A 10,301-nucleotide genomic window follows, 5' to 3' on the forward strand; every position below is an offset into this window, starting at 1 on the left:
CCAACCACAGTGGAGTCGGGTGACCGCCGACCTTGATCTTCGCCTGTCCGACGTGGTCAGGGTGACCCGGCCCCGGGTCGGTCAGCGCGTCGACCAATTCCGGCCCCGGATCGGGGCCGGCCACTCCGGCGAGTCGCGTACCCAGACCCACACCGGGTCCCTCCGCCACCAAGACCAGATCGGCCGGACCACCTCCGCGTGGCGCCGGGCCCGCAAACGCCCCAGCCCCCGACCGCCCTCCCCTCCTCGCGTCCCCCGCGATCGCCCCTGGCGGGGCTTCCCGCTCCGGCACCGTCGTGGTCGTGCGGGCCCCGGCCGTGGTGTCCGCGTGGGCCCTGGCCGTGGCGTCCATTCGCGATCCGGCGGTGGCGTCCGCGTGCGGCCCCGCCGTGGCGTCCGTGGGCACCGGGGCGAGCAGTCGGCGTACGCCGTCGAGCATGTCGGCGCGCAGCACCTCGTCCGACACGTCGGTGAAGAAGACGACCGGGTCGCTGCACGCGCCCACCGCCTGCGTCGCGAGGACCCGCTCGCGACGCCCGGCGTCCGGCCCGGCGATGAGGTCGTTGGCCCGCATCGCGATCTCCATCAGGCGGTGGTACGTGTCGCCCCGGCCGATCAGCGCGATGTCGTGGAAGAGCATGCCGAGCGGCCGGCGATGGGCGAGCATGATGTCCACCCAACCCTCCAGCACCGTCCACCGGGCCAACCCCGCGGGCTGTGTCTGGGCCGCGTCGAGCAGCGCCTCCAGGTCCGCCACCAGCGGCTCGACCAGGGCAGCGAGCAGATGCTCCTTCGCCGGGAAGTGGTACAGGATCGCGGTCTTGCTGAGCCGCAGCCGCTCGCCGATCTGGCGCAACGAGGTGCGCTGGTAGCCGTGTTCGGCGAACAGGTCGAGCGCGGCGCGCAGGATCCGGGTGCGGGTGTCGTCCGCGGGATCGGCGGTCATGCCGGCCAGCCTAGCGACGTCCTGACCGGTGGGCTCGATCACCGTTGATTCGACTGACCAACGGTCAGTACAGTGGTGACGGTCGACGCAGCCAACGGCAGGAGGGGCGATGCCCGTCATCTCGATCGGCAACCTGGTCAAGACTTTCGGCGCGATCCGGGCACTCGACGGGCTGGACCTGCACGTCGAGCAGGGGGAGGTGCACGGCTTCCTCGGGCCCAACGGCTCCGGGAAGTCCACCACCATCCGGATCCTGCTCGGGTTGCTGCGCCGCGACTCCGGCGACGCCCAGGTGCTCGGCGCTGACCCGTGGCGCGACGCCGTCCGCCTGCACCGCCGGCTGGCGTACGTGCCGGGCGACGTCAGTCTCTGGCCCAACCTCACCGGCGGAGAAGCCATCGACCTGCTCGGTCAGCTGCGCGGCGGCCTCGACCGGCGTCGCCGCGACGAACTGCTGGACCGCTTCGACCTGGACCCGACCCGCCGCTGCCGCACGTACTCCAAGGGCAACCGGCAGAAGGTCGCCATCGTCGCCGCGTTCTCCTCCCCGGTGGAGCTGTACGTGCTCGACGAGCCGACCTCCGGCCTCGACCCGCTGATGGAGGCGGTGTTCCAGGACGAGGTCCGACGGGTCAAGCAGGCCGGCGCCACCGTGCTGCTCTCCAGCCACGTGCTCGCCGAGGTCGAGGCGCTCTGCGACCGGGTCAGCATCATCCGCGAGGGCCGCACCGTCGAATCCGGCACCCTCGCCGAGCTGCGCCATCTCACCCGTACGGCGGTGACCGTGGAGACCGCCCGCCCGGTCACCGGCCTGGACGCGCTGCCCGGCGTGCACGACGTGCACGAGGTCGACGGCCGTACCCACCTGGAGGTCGAACCCGCCCACCTCGACGAGCTGCTGGGCCAGCTCATCCGCTTCGGTGTCCGCGCGCTGACCAGCACGCCACCGACCCTGGAACAGCTCTTCCTGCGCCACTACGGCGACGACTCCGCCGCCGCTGCCACGGGCGTTCCCGCCGTCGCTGCATCGGGCGCTGCCGCCGCTGCTGCCGCGGACGCCGGCGCGCAGGCTGACGTTCCGCAGGGCGGTGCCCGGTGAGCGCCCTCACCGGGACGACCCTTCTGGCCCGGCTCGTGCTGCGCCGCGACCGGATCCGCCTCGCCATCTGGATCCTCGGCACGCCCCTGCTCGGCTACGCCCTCGCTGGCAGCGTCGCCGGCATCTACCCGGACCAGGAGACCCGGCTGGGCTACGCCACCACCTCGGCGTCCAGCCTGGTCGCCCGCGCCTTCAACGGCCCCATCCACGGCACCGACCTCGGCGCCGTGGTGGTTGCCGAGACGTACGTGACGCTCGCCCTGATCGTCGCGCTGTTGAGCACCTTCGCGGTGACCCGGCACACCCGCCAGAACGAGGAGACCGGCCGGGCCGAGCTGCTCGGCGCCTCCGTGGTCGGCCGGTACGCGCCACTCACCGCCGCGCTGCTCGTCATCGTCGCGGCGAACACGCTGGCCGCCGTGCTGCTCGCGGTCGCGCTGGTCGGCGCCGGTCTACCGCTCGCCGGCTCGGTCGCGGCAGCGGCCGCGATCGGCGGCGTCGGGGTCGCCTTCACCGCGATCGCCGCAGTCACCGCCCAGCTCTCCGTCACCTCGCGCGGCGCCAACGCGCTCGCCGCCGCCACCGTCGGGCTCTCCTTCGTGCTGCGCGCCGCCGGCGACGTGCTCGGCCAACAGAGCGCCGACGGCACCCGCGTACGGAGCGCCTGGCCGTCGTGGATCTCCCCGCTCGGCTGGGGAAATCAGGTACGAGCCTTCGACGGCGAACGCTGGTGGGTACTCTTCCTGCCCGTCGCGCTGCTGCTCGCCGGGGTGGCGCTGGCGTACGCCCTCGCCGAACGACGCGACCAGGGCGCCGGGCTGATCGCCCCCCGACGCGGCCCGGCCACCGGCGCGCCACGCCTGCTCAGCCCCACCGGCCTGGCCTGGCGGATGCAGCGCGGCACGCTGCTCGGCTGGGCCGTCGGGGTGGCCGTGCTCGGCCTCTCCATGGGCGTCGCCGCCGACGAGTTCAACGACATGATCGACGCGAACCCGGCCGCCGCCGAAGCGATCAACGCGATGGGTGGCGGAGCTGACCTGATCAACGCGTACCTGGCCGCGATGCTCGGTCTCTTCGCCCTGACCCTCGGGGCGTACGTCGTGCAGGCCCTGCTCCGCGTACGCGGCGACGAAGCCGACGGGGTGTTGGAGGCCGCCCTCGCCACGGCGGTCAGCCGCACCCGCTGGCTCGGCACCCAGGTGCTCGCCGCCACGCTCGGCGCGGTCGCCCTGCTGCTCCTCGCCGGCGTGACCACTGGCCTCGGCTACGGCATCGTCACCGGCGACCCGCTCGGCCAGGCCGTCGAGCTGGGCGGTGCCGCGCTGCTGCGCCTGCCCGCCCTGCTCGTGGTGGCCGGGGTGGTCACCGCGATCTTCGGGCTGCTGCCCCGATTTTCGGTGATGCTGTCCTGGACGGCGCTGCTGGTCTTCCTGCTCCTCGGGCAGCTCGGCGCGGTACTGGAACTGCCACAGGCCGCGCTCAACGTCTCGCCGTACACCCATGTGCCGGCCGTGCCCGCGGTCGACCCGGCGGCGCTTCCCCTGGTGGTGCTGGCGGCGGTGGCCGCGGCCCTGCTCGCCGTCGGCGTGGCCGCCTTCCGCCACCGCGACGTCCCGTCCTGAGCCGCGCGGCTCAGGCGTTCCGATGATGGTTGGCAGCGGACCGACCCGACACGCCGACGCCAGCCCTGCTGAACTGCCAGGGATCATCCGAGCCAGGGTCGGGCAGTCAGCGGGGGTGGGCCGGGGCTGACGGGATTGCCGGGGGCTGGCAGCCTCGGCGACGTGAGCACGCTTCTGACGCAGCTTCCGGTTCTCCTCGGCGTCCTGGTTGGCACCTTGGGCACGATCCTCGCCACCTCCCTCGCCGACCGGGCCCGGTGGCGGCGAAGCCAGAGCGTCCGCTGGGACGAGCGGCGGCTCGACGCGTACGTCGACTACGCGCACGCCCTCAAGGAGAGTCACGCGGTGGCGCTGCGACTGACGGCCGACCACCGGCCGGAATCGCGAAGCCACCCCATCGACCGCGACGAGGGGCTTGTCCGGCTGGCCGAGGCGGACGCTCGGCGCACCATCGTGTGGGAGAACCTGCTGCTGCTCGGCGACGAACCGACGGTCGTCGCCGCCGCAAGCTGGCGGGACGCGATCTGGCAGGTCGAACGGCTGGCCCGGGGAATCGTCGAGGCGCCGTCGGACGTGGCGGAGCTGCTGACCCGCGTCAACGAGGCCCGCGACGGGTACTACCGGGCGGCCCGGCGCAGTCTCGGAGTGCGCGGCGGGTCGGTGGAGCAGTCCGCGGCGCTGCGGCAGGCGTTGGTCGACCGGTCCACCGCGACGCCGGAGGTGCCCGCCAACTGAGCGCGGCGGTGCCGGGGGCTCGCTGCGGGCGCTCCCATGTGAGACGGCGGCTGACGTCGACTGACGGGTACCGGACACTGTCGACGGCCGTGCAGGGGGTTTGTCGCACGCTACCGCGACACTGAGGCTTCCTCGACCGGGGAGGTGCCTCGTGCCGTATGTCAGGTCCCACACCAGGAAGGGTGGCGCGCGGGTTCGGGCGCACTACCGAAGGCGGCGCACGGGCAGCGTTCGGCGCAGATCGACGGTCCGCCGCGTGGCCGGTGGCGGCAGATCTGCCAACGGCTGGGCTCTGGCGCTGTGTGCCGTCGTCGCTCTCGTGCTCCTCCGCATGGTCATCGATTTCGTGCAGCGGCATCCATACTGGTCCGCTCTCCTGGTGAGCCTCGTCGTCATGGCGGCGGCCACGGTGGGCCTTGTGGTGTCGAAGCAGCGTGCCCGCGAGCGGGCCGACCAAGCCCAGCGAGACAGACTGATCACGGTGACCGACACGATGAGCGGACCCGAGTTCGAGCAGTGGTTCGCCCGGATCCTGGTCGCGTCCGGGTTCCGGAACGTGACGGTGTGCGGCGGCTCCGGTGACCGGGGAGCGGACGTTCTGGCGATCTCCCCCGACGGCCGACGCGTCGTGGTGCAGTGCAAGCGGCAGAGCCCTAACAACCGGGTCGGCAGTGCCGCGATCCAGCGGTTCGCCGGCACCTGCCGAGACATCCACGGTGGCGAGATCTGCATGCTCGTGACCAACAGCTTCTTCACCGCGGGCGACGGCATCCAGATGGCCCGGCAGCTCAACATCACACTCGTCGACCGGCACGCGCTGGAGATGTGGGCCTGGACGGGACGACCAGCGCTGGGGTCCATCGCGGGAGGCGGATCGCATTGATGCGCCGGGAAACGGGTCAAGTCACCGGACATCTCCGAGTTGCTGACCCGGGTCACCACCGAGGCGCGCGACGGCTACTGCGCGGCGCTACTGCCCAAGCGGGACGGTGCGGAGGTGCGGCTGGGCGACAACGAGTAGATCAAGTGTGAGGAGGCGTTTCGTCACCTGACGATCGACGAGTGTCAGGGCCCCCGTGCACGGCCGATTTCCCGACAGCGTCCGCAGTCCCAACGGCGTACCGTCCCGGGTCAAGCATGGGAGGAGTCGGATGAGTTTCCTGCAGCAGGCCGAACAGTCACCGGACACCGAGCGGATGGTCGATACGGACACAAAGGCGATGGGATACCTGCCCAACTACACCAGGTTGTTCGCCCACAACCCGGCGGTGTACGTGGCATGGCAGCAGCTCAACGGTGCGGTGAAGGCCGGGATGGAGCTGCGCCGCTACGAGTTGGCGACTCTCGCCGCGGCCCGGGCTCTGAAATCCTCCTACTGCGGCCTGGCACATGGAAAGGTCCTACGCGACAAGTTCTTCGACGCGCCGACCGTCGCCGCCATCGCTTTGGACCACGGCAGCGCCGGTCTCTCCGCGCAGGAGGTCGCAGTCGTCAACTTCGCCGGAAAGGTCGCGGCCGATGCGAACTCCGTCACCGAGGCCGACGTCGCGGGCCTGCGCGGCCACGGTCTCGATGACGCGGATATCTTCGGCGTGATTCTCGCCGTTGGCGCCAGATGCTTTTTCAGCACCGTCCTCAGCGCTGCCGGGGCTGAGCCCGATCCGCAGTACAACGAGAGCCTGGACGTGGATCTGCGGCGGGCGCTGAGCTTCGGCGGTTAGACCCAGAGAGAACGCACCGACCGGGCTATCCCAGCGCCAGCGGGCGAGCGCGGACTTGTCGAGAAGGTAGCGTTCGGCGGTCGCAACGCCCGTGCGCGGCATCTTGCCCTTCGGTAAGCCCTGGGAGGGAATCGCCCAAGCGCTTGTCGGCATCGGGACTGCAGATCGTTTCGGCCACGTCCATCAGGAATCCGACACCATCAATAGGTGCAGGCGGCGCGCGTACCCGTCTGGCAGCTAAGGAATCTCGCTGACGCGGCGGAATGCCGGATCTTCAGCGACAGGACCCGATTGGTAGCGCCCGGCCAGGTACTTAGGGTCATTGGTGCTTCACCCCAAGCGACGGCGAGCCGATCGGCGGACTGCGGATGGCTGTGAACACGCATCGAGCGAATTGCGCGAGTGCTAAGAATCCGGGTTGCGAGTGCTCCGGCTGTGGTGGCTCGCTGCATGGTTGGGGTGGATGGGCGGACCTCGCCGTCGAGCGCCCGACCGTACGCGACGAGCGGCGACGAACGCTCAGGGGCGCCATCACGAGGAACTCTCCATGGGTGACGGCCAAGGGCTCGTCGCTGAGGAAATCAAGGCTCAGGTGGCCACCCTCTTCACGGCGTGGTGGCAGCGAAAGGGTCCAGCAGTTGCCCCGTGATGCTGCTGAGCGCGTCGAGCAGAGGCGCGGTTGAGGACGTGGCCGGTTAACCAGACCCAGCCCTCGTACGTCGGTCGGTCGCAGACTGAGACGACGCGGAAGGTCAGGGCACGATCCCCGACGAACTGCACAGACGCTCGGCCGTCGATGACGAGCGGGTCGCCGGGGGAGGGACGCGCGGTCACCAGTGGCCGGGATTGTGGTGGTGCTCCCGCGGTGGCGGGCACTCCCGAGCGTGCTCGTCTGCCAGTCACGCAACGCCCGCTTGATCTGGTCGTTCTCCCGGCTGAGCAGCCGTACCGTTCGTTGAGCATGGCCAGCTCGTCGGCCACCCGGGCCTGGAACTCGCGTACCTCATCGGGGTCGACGCCGCGCCGGCACGCGGCGAACGCGCGGGTCCGCACCTCGTGCGGCGTCAACCGGCCTGGGTGGCCGGCGGGGTAGGGCTGGCCACCTCGATACACCTGAGCCACGACGATCCTCTCTGAGGGCAGGCGTGGGAGCGGAAGGTCCTTGTGGTGGGTCTGGAAGGGCGGGTCGTCCGCTCGGGGGCCGCGGGCGACCCGCCCGCTCCGCCGCCGCAGCCCAATTCGGCGGTACGACAGCAGAGCAGTCCGGTGGGTCGGGACGGGCGCACGCACCCGCCCTGAACAGGGGATGAGCCGAACTCGTTGCCACGCGAGGAGCAGCTCGCGATCAACCATATTTCAGGGCGGATGCCCATTCGACGGAGATCGCTGGCGGATCGTCGCGGTAGCGCCGTCCGTTGTCGGGAGCCGAACCGCACGTCCCCATGCAAGCCTCTACTTTCACGAACTTCGATGTCCCGGTCTCGGCTCGACGCGGAGCCACCATGCACCGTGGACGGTGATGTGAGGAGGCTTCATGCGCGGACGCAGATGGGCGACCCTGGTGACGGCGGTGGCGCTGGCGCTGGGCGGAGTGGTCGGGTTCAGCGCCGCTCCGGCTGCGGCGGATCCGCCGGGCGGCACGCTGCGCAACGTCTACTCCGACGGTCAGTTCTGCAACAGCTACGGCAGTGAGGGTGTTCGGACCGGCCTGTGGAGCTGGTACTACTGCGAGTACCGCCAGTACGGCCCCAACGCCCCGGGCTTCTACTTCCTCTGGACCTTCACCTACTAGCGCACGCACCTGCTCGGACGGGCGCTCCCGGACCCGAATGGCCGCCGCCGGGCCGATCAGCCCGGCGGCGGCCATTCGCCACGGTTAGGTGGCTGCCCAACTGGTCCGTCGGTGTGGGGCGCTCAGCGGTGCGTACCACAGGTGGGTAGGACTCGGGCCCTCATCCACAGGTGCTTCTGCTGTCCACAGCAACCCCCGCGAGGGTGGCGCTCCACGGCAGGGTGGGCCGGTGGACGCACGCTTGCAATCCCTGCTCGACCGAGGCGGTGGCCTGGCTACCCGACGGGACGTACTCCGCGTAGCGCCGCCGTGGACACTCCAGGGCGCGTGCCGGGCCGGTCGACTGGTCCGGGTCCTGCCGGAGGTCTACGTCGATACAAAGCTCGTCCGGCATGCCCACCCTGATCTGCCACCTCTCGGGCGGATCGAACCGGAGCTGGCCCGTCGCGCCGCGCTGGCATACGCGGGAGGGCGCGGGGCGCTCAGTCGACTGACCGCGCTCGACGTGTGGGGTCTGCGGAGTCAACCACCGGATGAGCCGGTGCATCTCGACCTGTCCGCCGAATCGGGCATGAGGAGTTTGCCGCATCTCATGGTGCGGCATCGGCCGGGCTTCGTGATCGAGCCGCCGCACGTGGTGACGCGGCGCGGGTTGCCATTACTCGGCTCGAACGGACCTTGGTGGACTGTTGGCCGCTGTTGCCGCCGGTCGACCGACCGGGACTGCTCATCCGCGCGGTCAACGACCGGCTGACCACCCCGCAGCGCCTGGTCGCCGTTCTTGCCGAGGTGCCGAGGTGCCGAGGTTGCCCCACCGCACGGCGGTGCGCGGGCTGGTGGACCGGCTTGCCGCTGGTTGCCGCAGTCCGTTGGAGGTCTGGGGTCACGACCACATCTTCACCGGCCCGGGAATGCCGGCGTTCACCCGGCAGGTGCGGGTACGGGTCGGTGCCCGGACGATCTACCTCGACATGTTGGCCGAGGCGGAACGGGTCAACATCGAGCTGGACGGCGCGACCAGCCACGGCGACCCGGCCGAACGGGAGATCGACCTCCAGCGCGACGCTCTGCTCGCCACCATCGACATCCTCGTCGTCCGCTTCAGCCACCGTCGCCTCATCACGGATCCCGTCAAGGTCCGCCAGGAAGTCTTCGCGATCCTCGCCAACCGTCACGGCCGCCCATGATCACTTGATGCTCAGTAGTTCTCGACAGCCCCAAACAACTACTCACCATCAAGTGATCTTGAATAAGCTTGTGGGGGGACCTTGGGCGTGGGGGCCGACTCTGGTGCGGGGTTGGCGTGGCGGTGCAGGAGTTCGGCGATCCATCGCGCGGCTTCTCGTTGCGTGGCAAGCATGTGGTCGCGCGCGTCGGCCAGGTCCTGGTCGTCCGCGTGGTCATCCAGGATCGTCGCCCACTGGCGGCTCAGTTCCTCGGCGTACCGGGCCTTTCGGATCTGCTCGTCGAACTGGTACTCCAGCTTGACCAGGCGGTCGACGTGCGGCTGGAGCGCCGGCATGATCCGCTCGTCGAGTCGTACGGCGGCGTCGGGGCGGCAGGTGAGGGTGACGTCGCCCCGTTGGTAGTGCCACAGGGGATCCTCGGCGAGCGCCCGCAGTAACGCCACCTCCAGGTCGCCGGCCCGGTGCGGGGGCAGGTCGCGGGCGGCGTCGGCGGCGAGCCGGGTCAGCCGCTGGATCGCGTTGGGTTGGAAGTACTGCACGTACCAGCTCAGCACCTCGGACCGCAGGCTGGCCGGTGACGACCAGGCGAACGTGGCGCGGATGTAGAACGAGTACACGTACCCGCGGGCCGGGACCGCGATCAGCCGGGGCGCGTCGCGTTGTTCGACGAGTGGACCGGACGGCGACGGCGCGGCAGCGGACCCGACGGGCGCCTCGTCCTGGAGCGCGGCGACCAGCCGATCCCAGCTCCGCGCCCACCACCGCCAGCCGCGTACGCCGGCGTCGCGGGCGATGGTCAACCCTCGTACGCCCCGGTGCCGCCACTGGTCCGCGGGCCTCGGCCTCCCGTCGGGGGCGTCCGTCATGGCACCCCTCCACGGTTACGGATCCGCGTTTCACGCTAACAACCGGTGACCGATCTGTCGGCCGCCACGCCGGCACCGAGCAGACCGCATATCGGCACGAACCAGGCCACCCGCCGTCGACGGCGGGACGGCCGAGCCGGTCCGACATCACGCCGTCGCCTGGTGATCGTCCGGGCGTCGTGTGGCGGTCAGCCGTGGGCGACATCCTGCCCGGGTGCGCACACTGCCGACCGTTGTCGCGTACCGGCTGCTCGGGGGCGTCGGTGCCGCGCTGCTGTCCTGCGCCGGCCTGGCCGCCGGTGCGCTCCCGGTCGGCGCGCACGCCGCCTGGTG

General features: G+C 70.8%; 9 protein-coding genes. 7 read left to right on the forward strand and 2 right to left on the reverse strand.

Annotation, left to right across the window (positions count from 1 at the left end; translation table 11 throughout):
- On the reverse strand, nucleotides 1–946 hold a 946-nt coding region (locus tag PSH25_RS34190; RefSeq protein WP_372492796.1), incomplete at its 3' end, for a DUF6758 family protein.
- A 109-nt stretch (nucleotides 947–1,055) separates the two neighbouring features.
- Between PSH25_RS34190 and PSH25_RS14680 the strand changes: the two genes are divergently transcribed.
- The 7 genes from PSH25_RS14680 to PSH25_RS14715 all read left to right on the forward strand — a co-directional run bounded on the left by PSH25_RS14680 (nucleotide 1,056) and on the right by PSH25_RS14715 (nucleotide 9,102).
- Nucleotides 1,056–2,045, forward strand: a complete 990-nt coding sequence (locus tag PSH25_RS14680; protein WP_372492797.1) for an ABC transporter ATP-binding protein — start codon at nucleotides 1,056–1,058, stop codon at nucleotides 2,043–2,045.
- Complete coding sequence (locus PSH25_RS14685) at nucleotides 2,042–3,667, forward strand: ABC transporter permease (RefSeq protein ID WP_238659625.1); 1,626 nt, start codon at nucleotides 2,042–2,044, stop codon at nucleotides 3,665–3,667. The genes PSH25_RS14680 and PSH25_RS14685 overlap by 4 nt, the downstream gene beginning before the upstream one ends.
- Nucleotides 3,668–3,829: 162 nt before the next feature.
- Nucleotides 3,830–4,402, forward strand: a complete 573-nt coding sequence (locus PSH25_RS14690) for a hypothetical protein (protein WP_238659626.1) — start codon at nucleotides 3,830–3,832, stop codon at nucleotides 4,400–4,402.
- 331 nt (nucleotides 4,403–4,733) lie between these two features.
- Nucleotides 4,734–5,285, forward strand: a complete 552-nt coding sequence (locus PSH25_RS14695; RefSeq protein ID WP_238659627.1) for a restriction endonuclease — start codon at nucleotides 4,734–4,736, stop codon at nucleotides 5,283–5,285.
- 268 nt (nucleotides 5,286–5,553) lie between these two features.
- A complete protein-coding gene (locus tag PSH25_RS14700; RefSeq protein ID WP_238659628.1) occupies nucleotides 5,554–6,123 on the forward strand; it encodes a carboxymuconolactone decarboxylase family protein in 570 nt (189 codons plus the stop codon).
- Nucleotides 6,124–7,657: 1,534 nt separating this feature from the next.
- Nucleotides 7,658–7,915 (forward strand): hypothetical protein, encoded by a 258-nt coding sequence (locus PSH25_RS14710; RefSeq protein ID WP_238659629.1) that lies wholly within the window; start codon nucleotides 7,658–7,660, stop codon nucleotides 7,913–7,915.
- A gap of 797 nt (nucleotides 7,916–8,712) precedes the next feature.
- Complete coding sequence (locus tag PSH25_RS14715; protein ID WP_238659630.1) at nucleotides 8,713–9,102, forward strand: DUF559 domain-containing protein; 390 nt, start codon at nucleotides 8,713–8,715, stop codon at nucleotides 9,100–9,102.
- 38 nt (nucleotides 9,103–9,140) lie between these two features.
- Here PSH25_RS14715 and PSH25_RS14720 read toward each other — a convergent pair whose 3' ends face one another.
- On the reverse strand, nucleotides 9,141–9,968 hold the full coding sequence (locus PSH25_RS14720) for a hypothetical protein (RefSeq protein ID WP_238659631.1): 828 nt from the start codon (nucleotides 9,966–9,968) through the stop codon (nucleotides 9,141–9,143).
- Between the last annotated feature and the right edge of the window lie 333 nt (nucleotides 9,969–10,301).

This window comes from Micromonospora foliorum, from assembly GCF_022229015.1.
Classification (GTDB): Bacteria; Actinomycetota; Actinomycetes; order Mycobacteriales; family Micromonosporaceae; genus Micromonospora; species Micromonospora foliorum.

Excerpts from the sequence above, each read along its gene's own strand:
- PSH25_RS14720 (WP_238659631.1), bottom strand. The coding sequence starts at position 9,968 with ATGACGGACGCCCCCGACGGGAGGCCGAGGCCCGCGGACCAGTGGCGG.
- PSH25_RS14695 (WP_238659627.1), top strand. The coding sequence starts at position 4,734 with ATGGTCATCGATTTCGTGCAGCGGCATCCATACTGGTCCGCTCTCCTG.
- PSH25_RS14680 (WP_372492797.1), top strand. The coding sequence starts at position 1,056 with ATGCCCGTCATCTCGATCGGCAACCTGGTCAAGACTTTCGGCGCGATC.
- PSH25_RS14710 (WP_238659629.1), top strand. The coding sequence starts at position 7,658 with ATGCGCGGACGCAGATGGGCGACCCTGGTGACGGCGGTGGCGCTGGCG.
- PSH25_RS14700 (WP_238659628.1), top strand. The coding sequence starts at position 5,554 with ATGAGTTTCCTGCAGCAGGCCGAACAGTCACCGGACACCGAGCGGATG.